Annotated in this window: 12 protein-coding genes and 1 pseudogene; 5 read left to right on the top strand and 8 right to left on the bottom strand. The window is 66.9% G+C overall.

Annotation, left to right across the window (positions count from 1 at the left end; genetic code table 11):
- Nucleotides 1-178: 178 nt before the first annotated feature.
- The 6 genes and pseudogenes from ACWPN3_RS01085 to ACWPN3_RS01060 form a co-directional block, all read right to left on the bottom strand.
- Nucleotides 179-1,171, bottom strand: a pseudogene (locus ACWPN3_RS01085) (two-partner secretion domain-containing protein); the annotation flags it as partial.
- A gap of 258 nt (nt 1,172-1,429) precedes the next feature.
- Complete coding sequence (locus ACWPN3_RS01080; protein WP_146208046.1) at nt 1,430-1,648, bottom strand: hypothetical protein; 219 nt, start codon at nt 1,646-1,648, stop codon at nt 1,430-1,432.
- Nucleotides 1,649-1,760: 112 nt separating this feature from the next.
- Nucleotides 1,761-2,384, bottom strand: a complete 624-nt coding sequence (locus ACWPN3_RS01075) for a TetR/AcrR family transcriptional regulator (RefSeq protein ID WP_247873004.1) — start codon at nt 2,382-2,384, stop codon at nt 1,761-1,763.
- A gap of 47 nt (nt 2,385-2,431) precedes the next feature.
- The gene (locus ACWPN3_RS01070) at nt 2,432-3,010 is read right to left on the bottom strand and encodes a TetR/AcrR family transcriptional regulator (RefSeq protein WP_109446832.1); all 579 of its coding nucleotides are present in this window, start codon (nt 3,008-3,010) and stop codon (nt 2,432-2,434) included.
- A gap of 73 nt (nt 3,011-3,083) precedes the next feature.
- Nucleotides 3,084-4,508 (bottom strand): MATE family efflux transporter, encoded by a 1,425-nt coding sequence (locus ACWPN3_RS01065; protein ID WP_492242265.1) that lies wholly within the window; start codon nt 4,506-4,508, stop codon nt 3,084-3,086.
- 51 nt (nt 4,509-4,559) lie between these two features.
- Nucleotides 4,560-5,375, bottom strand: coding sequence for an oxidoreductase (locus tag ACWPN3_RS01060; RefSeq protein WP_109446828.1), 816 nt, complete (start codon nt 5,373-5,375; stop codon nt 4,560-4,562).
- Nucleotides 5,376-5,529: 154 nt separating this feature from the next.
- Between ACWPN3_RS01060 and ACWPN3_RS01055 the strand changes: the two genes are divergently transcribed.
- On the top strand, nt 5,530-6,687 hold the full coding sequence (locus ACWPN3_RS01055; protein WP_492242266.1) for an efflux RND transporter periplasmic adaptor subunit: 1,158 nt from the start codon (nt 5,530-5,532) through the stop codon (nt 6,685-6,687).
- On the top strand, nt 6,687-9,779 hold the full coding sequence (locus ACWPN3_RS01050) for an efflux RND transporter permease subunit (protein WP_109446826.1): 3,093 nt from the start codon (nt 6,687-6,689) through the stop codon (nt 9,777-9,779). Before ACWPN3_RS01055 ends, ACWPN3_RS01050 begins: the two co-directional genes overlap by 1 nt.
- 185 nt (nt 9,780-9,964) lie before the next feature.
- On the opposite strand, the gene ACWPN3_RS01045 is transcribed toward ACWPN3_RS01050, so the two are convergent.
- Nucleotides 9,965-11,374, bottom strand: coding sequence for an amidase (locus ACWPN3_RS01045; RefSeq protein ID WP_492261003.1), 1,410 nt, complete (start codon nt 11,372-11,374; stop codon nt 9,965-9,967).
- A gap of 112 nt (nt 11,375-11,486) precedes the next feature.
- On the opposite strand from ACWPN3_RS01045, the gene ACWPN3_RS01040 reads away from it, so the two are divergent.
- A complete protein-coding gene (locus ACWPN3_RS01040) occupies nt 11,487-12,050 on the top strand; it encodes a TetR/AcrR family transcriptional regulator (protein ID WP_109446822.1) in 564 nt (187 codons plus the stop codon).
- Nucleotides 12,051-12,225: 175 nt separating this feature from the next.
- On the opposite strand, the gene ACWPN3_RS01035 is transcribed toward ACWPN3_RS01040, so the two are convergent.
- Nucleotides 12,226-13,740 carry a TolC family protein gene (locus ACWPN3_RS01035; protein ID WP_492242268.1) on the bottom strand — a complete coding sequence of 505 codons (1,515 nt, stop codon included), beginning with the start codon at nt 13,738-13,740 and terminating at the stop codon, nt 12,226-12,228.
- 192 nt (nt 13,741-13,932) lie between these two features.
- On the opposite strand from ACWPN3_RS01035, the gene ACWPN3_RS01030 reads away from it, so the two are divergent.
- Together ACWPN3_RS01030 and ACWPN3_RS01025 are read left to right on the top strand one after the other, a co-directional pair.
- The gene (locus ACWPN3_RS01030; protein WP_109446816.1) at nt 13,933-14,631 is read left to right on the top strand and encodes an ABC transporter ATP-binding protein; all 699 of its coding nucleotides are present in this window, start codon (nt 13,933-13,935) and stop codon (nt 14,629-14,631) included.
- Nucleotides 14,628-15,917, top strand: coding sequence for an ABC transporter permease (locus ACWPN3_RS01025; RefSeq protein ID WP_492242269.1), 1,290 nt, complete (start codon nt 14,628-14,630; stop codon nt 15,915-15,917). The genes ACWPN3_RS01030 and ACWPN3_RS01025 overlap by 4 nt, the downstream gene beginning before the upstream one ends.
- Nucleotides 15,918-16,667 lie beyond the last annotated feature (750 nt).

Below are 16,667 nucleotides of genomic sequence, written 5' to 3'. Positions count from 1 at the left end.
GAGGCCCCGGCGGGTGAACCGCCCGCCCGGCCTCGGTCCGCGGCCGGGTCCTCTCCGCTTCGGGCAGCGTCAGCCCCTTCAATCCTGTTGCGAACGAGATTGCACCACGGAAAGGCACATCGCCTCGAACCGCTCGGCAAATCGTTGGGCATCGCACAGAATCCGACGCGATCAGACGACCGCGCAGTCCTTGGCGAACCGTCGCCAGATGATCGGGATCGGCAGCCAGAGCCACCGCCTTGGCCACGAAATCCTCCTCATCGGCGGCAATCCAGCCGGTCAGACCGGCGGTGGTCAACAGGCTGGCGCCCACCCGCGCGGCATGGCGATCACCGGGGAGCGTCAGCATCGGCACGCCCATCCACAACGCCTCGCAAGTGGTCGTGGTGCCGTTGTAGGGAATGGGATCGAGCGCGATGTCGATCTCGCCATAGCTGTTCAGATGACTGAAATGATCGGGGCTGTGGCACAGCAACGCAAGGCGGTCCGGCCCGATTCCGGTTCCCTGGTTGTCGACCTGGCCGGTTCCGGCCCGCACCAGCACCCGTCCCCGCCGGCTGTCGCCCCCTTCGGTCAGCAGCACCTCATGTCCGCCGGCAAGGGCGGCGGTTCCATTCGGCGCGGACAAGCTTCCCTTGTTGGACACCTCGCGGGCGATCAGCAGGACGTCGCCGCCGGACGAAGAGATGGCGCCGAGATTTTCCACCTTGGCCGTGCTGTCGCCCTTGAAGGTCAACGGCTTGGCCGACATGAAATCGTCGCTGGGCACGTCATGGGTGCTGGCGACGAAACTGCCGCCGGTGGTCACGGTGCCGGTGGGGCCGACCACCACCCCGGCGGGGTTGATCAGATAAACCGAGCCGGTGGCGGTCAGCGAACCGGCGATCGCCGACGGATTGCCGCCGCCGACCCGGTTGAGGGTGGCGCCGCTGCCATTCTCGAACGCGACCTTGGCGCCTTGGCCGATGGAAAAGCCGTTCCAGTTGACGATGCCACGGCTGCCTTGCTGGGTGACGGTCATGGTCGCGCCGGTGGTGGCGATGCCGCCGCTTCCCGCCACGAATTCCCCGCCGGTCGGAAGGGTTTGCGCCGACAGCGGGCCGTTCAGGACCAACAGGCTGGTCAAGCTGCTCGTGCTCAGAATGACGCTCAACCACCCCTTCCAGGTCATGCTGCCGACGCTCCCATTCGCTCAGCCGCCGTCGATGATCGCCTCCGCCAGGATGATCCGGACGGCATAGGTTTCATCAATTTTGGGGAGGAGTGTATGGCCCGTTCTACCTATGGGACATCCCGTATTCATGTGAGATGGCCCCGTTTCCCGGACAGTTCGGCGGCTGGATTAAGCTTGTTTCAGGTTCGTGTCAGGCCGCCAGCCTGTGTGTGTTTTATGCACCCAGAGTGCGAGTTCCGTCCCAAGCTTTGACGGCTATAAAGGCACAAAATCATTGATTAGCGTGTCGGAACTTTGCCGTTTCATTTCAAAAATGAGTCCAGCACAGGCAATGACCTTGCCGTCGTCTTTGACGTAATGACCAATCGTAAATTCAGTGACGCCAAACCATCGGAAACCGGCATGAGCAAGTGGAGCATTTCGGCTGTAGGCTCCCACATTTCCGACTGATGGCGAGCTTGCCGCTTCAGGCACTTGTCTCTCACCTCCGCGACTTTCCGGTCTTTCCAGATCAGACTGTTCGCACTATCAGCCTTTGACGGATATACGGGAAAATTCCGTCCGTTTCTTCTCATTATTTTGAAAATCAGAGATATACTTGTCTCAGACAGCCTCGCAGGAAGCGGGCGACCGCCTGCTGGGCGACGCTGCCGACATCCTCCGGGGAAGCCGATTCGAATACACCCCACAGGCATTCCTCATGCAGACCGGCTTCACAGAGAGCCCGGAAATGAGCAGCAGCGCCGGGCAGTGCCAGAAAGTCCCAGCCGGGTTTGTCGCTCCGCTCTGCCAAACGCTGCAATATGGCTGCGATCTGACTCTCCGCGCGCCGAATTCCGCGCTCGTAGAAGATGCGGCCGATCTCCGGGAAACGACCGGTTTCAGCCATCACGAGGCGGGTCACGGCAAGCGCTGAAGGAGACAGTATCAAGTCCAGATAGGCCCGCGCCGTGTCCTCCAGCACAGCCTCGGTTCCCTTTTCCTCCACCTGTACAGCGGCAAGGGCGGACCAGGTCAACGTCCCGATTTCCTCGACATAGGCTGCGAACAGCGCCGCTTTGGAAGGGAAATACCGATAGAGGGTGCTCTTGGAGCCGCCCACCTCGGCGGCGATACCATCCATCGAGGCATCGGCATAGCCCTGCCGAAGAAAGGTTCTGCCGGCGATCGTCAGGATTGCGGTCCGCCGGGCGGATGTACCTGCTGGCATGGTCAAACACCCTCCGATCGACCAGTTCACGGTGTGGTCATGCCCGGTCACGCGGCGGCAATATTTCGGACCTGCGCAGCAGCCGTATCCAGAAAGGCCTGAGCAAGGCCGGGATCGTTGACGACACGCGAGAGCGTCAGCGCACCGACCATCAGTGAAAGAATTGCCATCGCCTTGCTTTTGAACTCTTCGCCCTGCGTTTCCGAAATCAGCCGTTCGAGGATGTCGAGATGAGCCCTGATCCCGGCTTCGAACGACGTCTTCACCGCGGCGCCGTGTCTGGCGGCGTCGGAACCGAGCGCCACGATTGGGCAACCGTCGGTCTTTTCCTCGCGGTGCCCGGCGCTGAGATAGAAGCCGATCACCGGGCCAAGCGGATCCTCTGGATTTGCTGTGGCCGCCGCCGTCCATCGGCAGTAAGCGCTCTCCAACGCCCGCGTCGACGCCTGAGCCGCCAAATCCTCCTTAGAGGCGAACTGCTTGTAGAAGGCACCCTGGGTCAGGCCCGCCGCCTCCATCAAATCCTTGAGACCGATGCCGTCGAAACCGTGCTCCCGAAAAAGACGGCTCGCCACGTTGATCACGGTCTGCCGGTTTTCCTCAGCCTGAACGCGACTCACACGCATGGTATGCTCCTATTTAGATTTCGACTGACATCTATAGGAGATATGGATGACCGACACAATTCTCCACCTCGACCTACTCCGCAGGACGTCTCCGAACTGGCGGATGGGACGCGTGATGCCGGCCCCAGGCACCCCCCATCATCGCGGCGGCCGTCAGAAGCCCATATGAGAGCGCGGCCAGGGCGGTGATCTGGAACAGGGTCGACAGTCCGGCACCGAACCAGATCACCGCCGCCCAGCCGATGACGGCGGCGACGATCATGCGGACGGTGCCGGCCAGGACGGGAAACAGGACGCGCTTGGCTCCCTGGCTGGCGAAATAGAGCGCCAGCCCCAACCCGACCGCGCCGTAAACCGGCGCCACGGTCCGCAGATAGAGGGTGCCCATCGCCAGTACCTGTGGCTCGTCACTGAACAGGCCGATCCAGGCTTGCGGACAGAGTGTGGCGGCAAGGCCGATGGCCTCGGTCATCCCGAAGGCGATGGCGGCACCGCTCCAGGCTATGCGGCGCGCCCGCGCCGGCTGCCCGGCCCCGATGTTGTGGCCGACCATGGTGACCAAGGCGGTGCCGAGCCCGAAGATCAGCGGAATCTGGATGTAATCGAGCCTCGATGCGATGCCGTACCCGGCGATGGCATCGGCGCCGAACCGGCCGACCGCGGCGGTGACGAGGGTGACGGTGAGGTTGACCTGGACGGTGCCGATCGCCGACAGGAAGCCGACCCCGAGGATATCCTTGAACAGGCGGGCGCGCAGGGGAACGGCCCTGAGCTTCAGCAGGCTCCGTGAAGAGCGCAGATACAGTGTCAGCGCAAGCGCCGCGACCAGATAGTAGACGACCACCGCAACCCCGCCGCCGGCAACGCCGAGACGGGGAAAGGGGCCCCAGCCGAAGATCAGGACCGGCGACAGCAGGAGGAGGAGCACGGTGCCGGCCGAGATCACGAGCGCCGGCACCCTCACATTCCCGGCACCGCGAAGGACCGACGACAGCAGGGCGGTGAGCCAGACCGGAATGGAGCCGGCGAACACGGCCCCGGAATAGGCGAGCGCCGCCGTCAGCGCCGGTCCGGTTCCTCCCATCGCCCGATAGAGGGTCGGTCCGGCGAGAAGAGCCGCCACGGTGAAGAGCAGGCCGAATGCGCCGGCCAGGACGACCGCGTGCCAGAGCAGCGCTTCGGCATCCTCGTGGCGTTTCGCCCCCAAGGCCCGCGCGACGGCCGAGGAGACGCCGCCGCCGATGCCGCCATTCGCCATCATCTGCATGAGCATGAGCACGGGAAAGACCAGGGCGACTCCGGCGAGCGCATCGGTCCCGAGAAAGCCGACGAACCAGGTCTCGGCCACCCCGACCAGCGTCTGGACGACCAGCACCAGGGTCGTCGGGACCGCCAGGCGGAGCATCGTCGGCACCACCGGCCCGTCGAGAACGCCGGGCGGCACTTTGTAGGTGGGCGCCGGCGTCGCCGGACCCTCCCGACGGGACAGGGCGGTCATGGACTCTCCTTCCTTGCAGCGGATGTGACGGGTTTGTTCCCAAAAACGGGATCAGACCGGCAGCCGCAGCATCTTGCGCAGGCTCTTGTCGAAGGCGGCGGCCGGGACGAAGCGGCGCAGGAGGCTGACCTGCCGGGCCAGTTTCCCCGCCGGGTAGCGAAGCTTCGGATCGGAGTCCGTCGCGGCCTTGACGATGGTTTCGGCGATGGTCTCGGGCGTGTCGCCCTTCCCGATCGCGTCCTCGACGGCCACGGTCACGCCGGCAAGCGCGGACGCATAGGCGTCGAGCGAGCGGTCCGGCTTGAAGAGGTTCCCGTCGAACGAGGTCCGGGTGTAGGCGGGCTCGACCAGCGTCACCCGGATGCCGAGCGTGCGCAGTTCATGGTCAAGCGATTGGGAGTAGCCCTCCACCGCATGTTTCGTCGCCGCGTAGAGTGCGAAATAGGGGGCCGGAATGAATCCGTGCGCCGAGCTGAGATTGACGATCCTGCCGCTTTTCTGGCGCCGCATGATCGGCAGCACGGCGTTGGTCATGCGGATGACGCCGAACATGTTCACGTCGAACAACGCCTTCGCCTGGGTGAGCGAGGACTCCTCCGCACCGCCGAAAAGCCCGACGCCGGCATTGTTGACCAGCAGATCGATGCGGCCGGCGTCGTCCAGCACCTCATCGACCAGCGCGGCCACGGAAGCGTCGTCGGTGACGTCGCAGGTCAGCATGGTGACGCCCTCGGGGCCTTCGGCATCCGCGTGACGGCTGGTTCCGAACACATCGAATCCTGCGGCCTGCAGGGCCTTGGCCGCCGCGTGGCCGATGCCGGACGATGCGCCCGTCACCAGCGCGATGCCACGTTCGATCTTTGCCATCGATGTCTCTCTTTCTTCCTCGTGTCGGGGTGGGCCCCGGAAGCGCCCCGATGGCGGTGCCGCCATGCAAGAGCGCCCTGTCATTTAGATTGCGTTCGACCTCTATAATCAATATAGATGTCGTACGCAATCTAATTTGATCGAGGCGGCGGGCATGAAAAAGAGACCCATGGTCGTGGCGGGTGGCGTTCTGACGGTGGCGCTCGGCGCTGCCGCGGTCGTGACGCTGTCCATGCACACACAGGAGGCGTCGGCGGTGAGCGATCCCCGGCAGGAGGCGCCGATCGTCCGGCTTGCCGCAGCGGTTCCGGTCGCCGGATCGGAGCGCGGCTTCACCGGCGTCGTCGGGGCGAGGGTGCAGAGCAATCTCGGCTTCCGCGTCCCCGGCAAGATCATCGAGCGGCTGGCGACGGTCGGGCAGCCGGTCAAGGCCGGCCAGCCGCTGATGCGCATCGACGAGACGGACCTGCGCCTCGCCCTCACGGCGAAGCGCAACGCGGTCGCCGCGGCGCGTGCAACGGCCGTGCAGACCCAGGCGGACGAGCGGCGCTACGCCAGTCTGGTCAATGACGGCTGGGCCACCCGGCAGCGTCATGAACAGGCGAAGGCCGCGCTGGACACCGCCAGGGCGCAGCTCGCCAGTGCGGAAGCCGATGCGCGGGTCGCCGAGAACGAGGCGACCTATTCGGTCCTGGTCGCCGACAGCGACGGCACGGTGGTCGAAACGCTGGGCGAGCCGGGACAGGTCGTCGCCGCCGGCCAGACCGTCGTCCGGATCGCCCAGGCCGGCCCGCGCGAGGCGGTGGTGGCGCTGCCCGAAACCATCCGGCCGCAGATCGGCTCGCCGGCCGAGGCCAGCCTCTATGGCACCGACGGGCAGCGCTACGGTGCGCGTCTGCGCCAGCTGTCGGACGCCGCCGATGCCCAGACCCGCACCTACGAGGCGCGCTACGTGCTCGATGGCGACGCCGCCTCGGCACCGCTCGGCGCGACGGTCACCATCAGGCTGGCCGGATGGACGGCGGGCCGGGCAATGGATCCGGCAGTGGATCGGGCAGTGGATCGGACAGGTCAGGCGGACATGCAGGTGCCGCTGGGCGCCGTGCTGGACGATGGCCGGAAAACCGGTGTCTGGACCCTGGACCGCGCCAGTTCGACGGTGCGCTTCCAGCCGGTCCGGCTGGTCCGGGTGAGTGGCGACACCGCCGTGATCTCCGGGCTCGGCCTCGGCGACCCGGTGGTGTCGCTCGGCGCCCATCTTCTCCAGGACGGGGTCCGCGTCAGGACCGCCGCCGAGAGCGGAGGCCGGTGATGAGCCTCAATCTTTCCGCCATCGCCGTCCGTGAACGGGCCGTCACCCTGTTCTTCATCCTCCTGCTGGCGGCGGGGGGCGCCTTCGCCTTCGTCATGCTCGGCCGGGCGGAAGACCCCTCCTTCACCATCAAGACCCTGACCGTCACCAGCGTGTGGCCGGGCGCCACCGCGCGCGAGATGCAGGATCTCGTCGCCGAACCGCTGGAGAAACGCCTTCAGGAACTGAGCTGGTACGACCGGGTGGAGACGACGACCCGGCCCGGCTACGCCTATATGACCCTGACGCTGAAGGACAGCACGCCGCCGGCCAAGGTGCAGGAGGAGTTCTACCAGGCCCGCAAGAAGATGGGCGACGAGACGCGCAACCTGCCGCCCGGCGTGCTCGGCCCCTTCGTCAACGACGAATATTCCGACGTCAGCTTCGCGCTCTATGCGCTGAAGGCCAAGGGCCTGCCGATGCGCGAGCTGGCCCGGCAGGCGGAGACGATCCGCCAGGACCTGCTGCATGTGCCCGGCGTCAAGAAGGTCAACATCCTGGGCGAGCGTCCGGAACGGATCTTCGTCGAGTTCTCCTATGCCAGGCTGGCGACGCTCGGCGTGTCGGCCCAGGACATCATCGCCGCCTTGCAGCGGCAGAACACCGTCACGCCGTCAGGGTCCATCGACACCCAGGGGCCGCAGGTCTTCATCCGGATCGACGGCGCCTATGACGGCGTGCAGGCGATCGCCGACACGCCGATCGTCGCCGCCGGGCGGACGCTGAAGCTGTCGGACATCGCGGAGGTCCGCCGCGGCTACGAGGATCCGCCGACCTACATCATCCGCCACCAGGGTGAACCCACCGTCATGCTGGCGGCGGTGATGCAGGAGGGCTGGGACGGCCTGGCGCTCGGCAAGGCGCTGGAGGACCGGGCGGCGGGCATCGCGCGGTCGCTTCCGCTCGGGATGACGCTCGACAAGGTGACCGATCAGGCCGTCAACATCGCCTCGGCGGTCGACGAATTCATGATCAAATTCGCCATGGCGCTGGGCGTGGTGCTGCTGGTCAGCCTGCTCAGCCTCGGCTGGCGCGTCGGCATCGTCGTGGCGGCCGCCGTCCCGCTGACGCTCGCCGTCGTCTTCCTGATCATGCTGGAAAGCGGGCGCTTCTTCGACCGCATCACGCTCGGCGCGCTGATCCTGTCGCTCGGCCTGCTGGTGGACGACGCCATCATCGCCATCGAGGTGATGGTGGTGAAGATGGAGGAGGGCGTCGACCGCATCAGGGCGGCCGCCTACGCCTGGAGCCACACGGCGGCGCCGATGCTGTCGGGGACGTTGGTGACGATCGCCGGCTTCCTGCCGGTGGGGTTCGCGCGCTCGACCGCCGGCGAGTATGCCGGCAACATCTTCTGGGTCGTGGGCTTCTCCCTCATCGTCTCCTGGATCGTGGCGGTGGTCTTCACGCCCTATCTGGGCGTCAAGATGCTGCCGGCGATCAAACCGGTCGCCGGCGGTCACGAGGCGATCTACGGCACCCCGAACTACCGGCGCCTGCGGGGGATCATCGGCTTCGCCGTGCGCCACAAGATCGTGACCTGCGTCGTCGTCGGCCTCGCCTTTGCCGTCGCCATCGTCGGCATGGGCGGCGTGAAGCAGCAGTTCTTCCCGACCTCCGACCGCCCCGAGGTGCTGGTGGAGGTCCGCCTGCCGGAAGGCACCAGCATAGAGACGACGACGGCCTCGGTCCAGAAGATAGAACGCTGGCTGGCCGATCAGCCGGAGGCGAAGATCGTCACCAGCTATGTCGGCCAGGGCGCGCCCCGCTTCTTCATCGCCCTGTCGCCCGAACTGCCCGATCCCGCCTTCGCCAAGATCGTCGTGCTCACCCCGGACGCCGAGACGCGCGAGGCCCTGAAGCACCGGCTGCGGCAGACGGTGGCGCAGGGATTGGTGCCCGAGGCCTATGTCCGCGTCACCCAGCTCGTGTTCGGCCCCTACACGCCGTTCCCGGTCGAATTCCGGGTGATGGGCCCCGATCCGGCAAAGCTCTACGACATTTCCGAAAAGGCCCTCGCCATCATGCGGAGCGTGCCGGATGTCCGGCAGGCCAACCGGGATTGGGGCAACCGCACGCCGGTGCTCCGCTTCACGCCCGACCAGGATCGCCTGAACCTCATCGGTCTCTCTCCGGCCGAGGTCGGCCAGCAACTCCAGTTCCTTCTGACCGGGATCGCCGTCACCCAGGTGCGCGAGGACATCCGCAACGTCCCCATCGTGGCGCGCAGCGCCGGCGGCGAACGCCTGGACCCGGCGCGTCTTGCCGACTTCTCGCTGACGAGCCGCACCGGCCAGCAAATCCCGCTCGACCAGATCGGCCATGCCGACATCAGGCTGGAAGAGCCGATGATGAAGCGCCGGGACCGGACATCCGTCATCACCATCCGCTCGGACTACAACGAGGCGACCCAGCCGCCGGAGGTCTCCAAGCAGATCATGACGGCCCTTCAGCCGCTGATCGCCTCGCTTCCGGCCGGCTATCGCATCGAAGCGGGCGGGTCGATCGAGGAATCCGCCAAGGCCAACACCGCCCTCGGCAAGGTCTTCCCGGTCATGATCGCCGCCATGCTGGTCTTCATCATGCTGCAGGTGCGGTCCTTCTCGATGATGGCCATGGTCCTGCTGACCGCACCGCTCGGCGTCGTCGGCGTCGTGCCGATGCTGCTCGCCTTCAACCAGCCCTTCGGTTTCAACGCCATCCTCGGGCTGATCGGTCTGGCCGGCATCCTGATGCGCAACACGCTGATCCTGACCGAACAGATCAAGGAGAACCAGGCGGCCGGTCTCGACGATTACCACGCCGTCATCGAAGCCACGGTGCAGCGGACGCGGCCGGTGATCCTGACCGCTCTTGCCGCGGTGCTGGCCTTCATCCCCCTCACGCATTCGGTCTTCTGGGGGTCTATGGCCTACACGCTGATCGGCGGCACGGCGGTCGGCACGGTGCTGATCCTGCTCTTCCTCCCCGCTCTCTATGCGGCATGGTTCCGCATCAAGCCGGCGGCGGTCGAGGAGACGTCCAGCCCACAGGCCGGTCTCGGCTTGATCTGAAGTGCTTTCGAGGTGGTTCTCCGGAACGGGGAACCACCTCTCATTGTGTCCGCCAATCGACCCTTTGACCGACAACATGCGAAAACTCGCTATTTGCATGTTGAAGAGGAGCGCATGCTTTCCTTTTCCGCGATCAACGGAAATATTTCACCCGGAAGCATGCAGCTTCCGGCTGCGGATTGACCTCAAAGAGTTGGGTGGCCCCCGCGAACGGGACTTACGCCCTCCAGCAGAGTCGCGAGGTGCAGGATCGTCGACTCCGCGAACCAGCTTCCGACGATCTGCACATTGATCGGCAGGCCCTCGTTGCTCGTGCCGAACCGCATCGCAATACCAGGCAGGCCGGTGATGTTGAGCGGCACGGTCGCGCCCTGGAGGTAGGTTGCATCGACCTTTTGGCCGTTGATCACGAACTCGTCCTGCCCATGCTTGTGCGCAGGAATGGGCAGGACGTGCGTGATCAGAGCGTCATACCCGCGGAAATATCCCGCGTAGCCATCGCGTAGGCGCTCCGCCGCCTGCTCAGCCTCGATGAAATCGTCCATCGATGTGTCTGGCAGCGACAGCATGGTCTTGGCCATCTTGTAAAGCTCGTCGTCGCGACGGCCGGCCGTCGCCATGCGGAAGGCGGGCTTCATCTCCATCACATGGAGCTTGTTGAACACGTCGAGGGCGAAGTCGCGCTCCAACGCAGGGATCCGTACCTGCTCGACATGGATGCCAAGGGTCGCGAGAGCCTCGGCGGCCGCCTTGACGGTCGCAGCGACCTCGGGATCGACCGGCCCGAAGCCCGGCTCGACCATCCAGCCCACCCGCAGCTGGCGGTAGGGCTGACGACCGACGCCGGCGTCGAACCGGGCGGCGCTGGTCGAGAAAGCGTCGTGACCGTCCGGGCCTGAAAGCTGTGAGAAGGCGAGCGCCAGATCGCGAATGCTGCGAGCCATCGGGCCTACGTGCCAGAAACGGCGCGGCGCACGCGGCCAGATGCCCGTCATCGGGACGCGCCCGTGCGTTGCTTTGAGAGACACGATGCCGGTCTGGGCGGCGGGGCCGCGAACCGAGATGGCGAGGTCGGTGCCGAGACCGAGCGGCGACATGCCCGCCGCGATCGCCGCAGACTCGCCACCGCTTGAGCCGCCCGGCGTCCGCTCCAGGTCCCAGGGATTGTTGGAACGGCCGGAAAGCAGGTTGTCGCTTTCAATCCAATACGAGAATTCAGGAAGGTTGGTTTTGGCGAGCAGAATGCCACCCGCCTTTTTCAGCCGCGCAACGCTGGTCGCGTCCATGTCGGGGATGCGCCCCTTGAAGATCGGCGAGCCGCGTTGCGTCATTACGCCAGCCGTATCGATCGAATCCTTGGCCGTGAAGGGGACGCCATGCAGCGGGCCAAGCTCTTCGCCCGCCAGCACCGCAGCCTCTGCTGCCTTGGCGGCATCGAGTGCACCACCGGCAATGGTGACAATGGCGTTGATTTTGGGATTTACCGCCGCGATCCGGTCGAGATGGGTCTGGACGACCTCGACCGGCGAGACCTCGCGGGTGCGGATCAGTTCGGCAAGCCGGGTGGCATCGGAAAAGAAGACATCATCGCTCATGGTGCACCTACCTAACGTTCGATAGGTGACAGATTTAGATCTTCCATTCTGGACCGTCAAGCCCTAACTAACAGCCGGTAGGTCACAACGCCGATTGGTCCAAGGGACGAAGATGAGCACGAACTCCAGGGAGGCGATACTCGCCGCAGCGACCGACATCGCGCAGGCGCATGGCTATGGCGGCATGAATTATCGTGAGCTTGCCAGTGCCGTGGGCATCAAAGCGGCGAGCATTTATCATCATTTCCCGAGCAAGGCCGACCTTGGTGCCGCGGTGGCGAAGCGCTACTGGGAGACCACCGCGTCCGACCTTGAAGCGCTCTTGATCGAGACCGGGGATCCGACACGGGCGTTGCAGGCCTATTCCCGGATTTTCCGGCGCTCGCTGGAGCGCGAAAACCGCCTATGCCTCTGCAGCTTCATGTCCGCCGAGTACGATGATCTTCCCGATGCGGTGAAGACCGAGGTCCAGGCTTTTACCGATGTCAACGTGGATTGGCTTGCAAGGACGCTGGCCGCCGCGAACGGCTCTCGTGTCGAAGCCAATGCAGCCAAGGCGCGCGCGATCTTCGCGGCCGTCGCCGGAGCTCAACTGCTTGCTCGAAGCCGAGCGGACATCTCAGTGTTCGATGCGCTGATCGAAAGCTACCGAAGCTCAGGGCTCATTGCAGCCTGAGCTGGTCCCCGTTTCCCGGACAGTCGGATAAGCTTGGTTCGCCACGAGGAAGAACGGCCCCGATGACGGGGAAACGGACGCGGTATTCCGCGGAGTTCAAGGCGAAGGTGGCGCTGGAGGCGATCCGGGGCGAGTTGACGGTGTCGCAACTGGTGGCCAAAGCAACGGGATGGCCTTATCGGGCGGTGTCGTTCAGCTCGATGCGCCAGGTGTCCAGCGTGGTGCCGAGCAGTTGGTCGAGAGCCACCAGACTGTCCAGATAGGCGATCAGCGTGCCCAGCTCCGCGCCCTCGGCGGCGCGCAGCTGGTCCTGGAACGCCACGACCTGGAAGTTGGTGGAGCGCCCGGCCCGCAGCTTCACCGTTTCCACCGCCAGCGTCCGCTCCGCCAGGTCCCGTGAGCGCCGGCTCAGCGTGTAACGGCGCCAGGAGGCCTCGAGGTCGCGCACGCCATCCCGCACCTGCGTCTCCACCTGGATCCGCAACTGGTCGAGCTGCACCTCGGCTTGGCGCAGGCCGACGGTGGCCTGCACCTCCTGCTGCTCGATGGCCGGGTTGTTGATGGGGATGCTCAGCTGGATGCCGCCCCGCAGATCGGTCTTGGTGCTCGGCAGGCGTTCGCTGGCGCGCAGCCCCGTTCGGCCGCTGCCGGGCAGGCTGACCCCTGCAACCACCGTCAGGTCCCACAGCCGCTGGTTCCGGGCGACGTCCAGCCCGATCTTGGCGGCCTCGTTGGAGATGATCTGCGACAGATAGTCGGGACGGTTCTCGAAGGCGAGCGCCCGCGCGGTCTCCAGCTCCACCCGGACAGGCTCGGCCGTCAGCCGGTCCGACGGAACGATCCGCGTGTTCAGGTCGAGCGCCAGCAGGCCAAGCAGGCGGAGCCGCGCCGCGTCGAAGCCGCTCTCGGCCTGCAACACCGCCAGTTCCTGGTTCACCGCGGTCGATTGCGCCTGGACCAGCTCCGCCTCCGCCATGCGGCCGGCACGGATCAGCGCCTGGTTGGTGGTCTCCAGCCCGCGGGCGCGGTCAAGCGCAGTGCGGGCGAGCGCGATCTGCTGGCGGGCCTGGAGGAACTGGTGGTAGGCGCCGACGATCTCGGTCACCGTGTTGGCGACGGTGCTCTTCAGGCGGAGCCGGTTGTAGCGTTCCTCAAGCCGTGCCTGACGGAGCGGCGCCGTCGCCACGTCGGGGCCGGCGCCCCTCAGCAAAGGCTGGATCACGCTCAGGGTCAGGTCGGAACTGCCGGCCAGCATGCCGTTGCCCACCTGCCCGTTTCCTGTCTGGCGCCGTGCCCGCTGGCCGACATCCCAGCCGAAGCTGATGGTGGTGCCAAGCGGGGTCAGCAACTGCACCGTGGGTGCCGCACGGAGTTCGCCGTTCCGGCTGGAACCGGTGCGGTCGATGAGCGCCGACGTGATGAGGACGCCTTTCGGCGAGAACAGCGATTCCGCGACGCGCAGGTTGAAGCTGTCGAGGACCCGTTGCAGATAGGCGCCGCGCACCGCCGAATTCTGGCGCAGGCCCAGATAGACCGCTTCCGGCAGGGTCAGGGGCAGCTCCGGTCCCGGAACAACCGCCGGCACCGGCGTGCCCGGCTGGGCATAGGACCGCACGGGCACGGTCTGCGCCCGGACGGTGCCGGCCCAAAGCGAGGCGGCGGCCAGCAAGGCACCCGCCAGCGCGATCAAGACCGCGAGACGGCCCTCACACGTTGCAAACTCCGCTCCCAAACCGCCCAGCCCTTCCCCATCCGCCTTGAAACAGGGTTGGAAGATTAACGGAAGACGATTGTTTTCTCCACCCATGCTTGCAAGCGATGTGCGTACAGGCTAGAAGCTGCACAGCCTTCGGGCGGTGCATCGAAGCGGGACGGCCTGCCCATGCTCGACCTTACGGGCGTTCACAAAACCTATGGCACCGGAGCGGCGCGGGTCCCGGTGCTGCGCGACGTGTCGCTCGCCATCCGGGCGGGCGAGGTTTGCGCGATCACCGGATCGTCCGGATCGGGCAAGTCGACGCTGCTCAACCTGCTGGGGCTGCTGGATCGGCCGGACGCCGGCCGCGTCCTGTTCGACGGCGAGGATTTGGGCGCGACATCGGTGGACCGGCGCGCCCGGCTGCGCAACCGCTGCATCGGCTTCGTCTTCCAATCCTTCCATCTGCTGCCCCGGCTGTCGGCCCTGGACAATGTGGCCCTGCCCTTCCTGTACCGGGGCCTTTCGCCGCGCTCCTGCCGCGACCGGGCGATGGCGGCCCTGGAGCGGGTGGGGCTGGCCGACCGCGCGCATCATCGGCCCGATGCCATGTCCGGCGGCCAGCGGCAACGCGTCGCCGTCGCCCGCGCCATTGTCGGCAAGCCCCGGCTGCTCCTGGCCGACGAGCCGACCGGCAACCTGGACAGCGAGTCGGCCCGGCGGATCATCGACCTGTTCGCCGCACTGAATGCCGACACCGGCGTGACGATCGTCGTGGTGACGCACGACCCTGCCATTGCCGCGCGCTGCCCGCGCCGCATCCTCATGCGGGACGGCCGGGTGGCCGCCCCGGAGGACGCGGCATCCCGGACGCCAAGCGCATGACCGGATCGCCCACGACCGGTTCTTTTCCTGCCGGAACGGATGCGGCGGAGCCGGAGGAGGCTGGCGGTCCCGGCCTGTGGCGTGCGCTGGTGGCCGACGCGCTCGGCAACCTCCGGGCGGTACGGCAGCGATCCTTGCTGGCGCTGCTGGGCATCGGGATCGGCACGGCGGCGGTCATCGCCATGCTTGGCGTCGGTGACGCCGCCAAGCGGCAGGCGCTGGGCCAGTTCCGGGCGATGGGCACCGACCTGCTGGCGATCCAGGCGGACACCGCCCAGGCCGGCCGGCCGGCGCCGCTGATGCCAGGCGACGCCTCGGCACTGCTCGGGCGGTCCGGACTGGTGGCGGTCGCTCCCATCGCCGTCACCGGAATGGAACTGGCGCACGGACGCGCCCGCGCGGTGGCAAGCGTGGCCGGGGTGACCGGCGACCTTGCGGCGGTGGCACGTCTGCGCATGGCCGAAGGGCGGTTCCTGTCCGCGTTCGACGGATCGCAAAGCTTCGTGGTGCTGGGCGGCGGGCTGGCCCGGAAGCTTGGCGGCGATGGCGGCCGGAAGGACGGCTGGAATGATGGCCCGGATGGAGCCGGTCCGGCGGTCGGCGACGATTTGCGCCTGGGCGGATACCGCTACACGGTCATCGGCATCCTGGAGGAAACGCTCCCCAACCCGCTGCTTCCGGTCGACCTGAACGGCGCAGCGCTCGTTCCCCTCCCCGGCCTGCGGCGCATCGCCGCGGACACCGGATTGACGGCGCTGGTGGCCCGCATGGCACCGGACACCGACGACACGGCGGCACGGCACGCCGTGGCCGCGCATTTCGCCGATGCCCCCCATCCCCGCCCCGTGGTGGTCCAGAGCGCCCGCCAGATGATCGCCGCCATGGCCGAGCAGATGCAGGTCTATACGCTGCTGCTCGCGGCGGTCGGCGGGATTTCGCTGATCGTCGGCGGCGTCGGGGTGATGAACGTCATGCTGATGAGCGTGGTGGAGCGGCGGCGGGAGATCGGCATCCGTCTCGCGCTCGGCGCACGGCCACGCGACATACTGGGCATGTTCCTGGTCGAAGCGTCCGTCCTGTCGCTGGGCGGCGGGATTCTCGGCACCGTGCTCGGCATCGCAGCGGCGGCGGTCTATGCGCGGTCCGCCGGCTGGCCCTTCGCGCTGCCGGCCGCGGCCTTGCCGCTGGGACTGGGCATGTCGGTGCTGGTGGGCCTGCTCTTCGGCATCCTGCCGGCCCTGCGCGCCTCCCGCCTCGATCCAATCCAGGCCCTGCGGGGAGAGTGAGCCATGAAGGAAGCTGCGGGCATGACGGGATCGCCCAGGATCGGCATGGCGAAGGTCGTGGGGGTGGCGGCAGTGGCTGCGGTGGCCGCGCTCGGTGGCTGGGCCGCCTCGCCCGGCACCGGCCTGTTTCCCGGGGGGGACAGGTCCGGCCCGGCGATGGTGGCACAGGCAGCACCGGAACATGCGCCGGGCGCCACCATCATCGCGCAAGCCACGCCCGTGACGGCACGCCTCTCCCTGGTCGGCACCATCGAGCCCGCCCGCACGGTGAACGTCATCGCGCCGTTCGGCGGCATGGTTCGGGACAAGCGATTCGCCTATGGCGAGCGCGTGGAGCGCGGCCAGCCGCTGTTCGTCATGGATTCCTTCGAGTTGGATCTGCGGTTGCGCGACGCCGAAGCCACCATGCTGAAGGCGGCGCAGCGGGTCGGGGAACTGGCCGACTGGTCCCGCGGCGCCGAGGTGTCCCGCGCCCGCCGTCAGGTCGCCGGCACGGAACGCGACGCCGCCCAGGCGCAACGGCGCCTGCGGGACGCCAAGCCACTGATCGACCAGGGCATCATCCCTCGCCAGGAATACGAGGATCTGCGCCATCAGGCGGAGGGCCAGGCCGCCGCCCTGGCGACGGCGCGCGAGGATCTGGACGCCCTGCTCCGCCGCGGCGGAGCGGAGGCCCGCCGCCTGGCGGACTTGGACCTCGCCTCCGCGACTGCCCGGCTCGCGGATTTGCAGGAGCAGCGCGGCCGCGCC

The sequence above is a fragment of the Azospirillum sp. UENF 111221 genome (assembly GCF_058780625.1).
This window is presented reverse-complemented; position numbering and strand designations above follow the sequence as displayed.

Bases quoted from the DNA above. Each gene is read 5' to 3' on its own strand.
- ACWPN3_RS01075 (WP_247873004.1), bottom strand. From the start codon at position 2,384: ATGCCAGCAGGTACATCCGCCCGGCGGACCGCAATCCTGACGATCGCC.
- ACWPN3_RS01070 (WP_109446832.1), bottom strand. From the start codon at position 3,010: ATGCGTGTGAGTCGCGTTCAGGCTGAGGAAAACCGGCAGACCGTGATC.
- ACWPN3_RS01065 (WP_492242265.1), bottom strand. From the start codon at position 4,508: ATGACCGCCCTGTCCCGTCGGGAGGGTCCGGCGACGCCGGCGCCCACC.
- ACWPN3_RS01060 (WP_109446828.1), bottom strand. From the start codon at position 5,375: ATGGCAAAGATCGAACGTGGCATCGCGCTGGTGACGGGCGCATCGTCC.
- ACWPN3_RS01055 (WP_492242266.1), top strand. From the start codon at position 5,530: ATGAAAAAGAGACCCATGGTCGTGGCGGGTGGCGTTCTGACGGTGGCG.
- ACWPN3_RS01050 (WP_109446826.1), top strand. From the start codon at position 6,687: ATGAGCCTCAATCTTTCCGCCATCGCCGTCCGTGAACGGGCCGTCACC.
- ACWPN3_RS01045 (WP_492261003.1), bottom strand. From the start codon at position 11,374: ATGAGCGATGATGTCTTCTTTTCCGATGCCACCCGGCTTGCCGAACTG.
- ACWPN3_RS01040 (WP_109446822.1), top strand. From the start codon at position 11,487: ATGAGCACGAACTCCAGGGAGGCGATACTCGCCGCAGCGACCGACATC.
- ACWPN3_RS01030 (WP_109446816.1), top strand. From the start codon at position 13,933: ATGCTCGACCTTACGGGCGTTCACAAAACCTATGGCACCGGAGCGGCG.
- ACWPN3_RS01025 (WP_492242269.1), top strand. From the start codon at position 14,628: ATGACCGGATCGCCCACGACCGGTTCTTTTCCTGCCGGAACGGATGCG.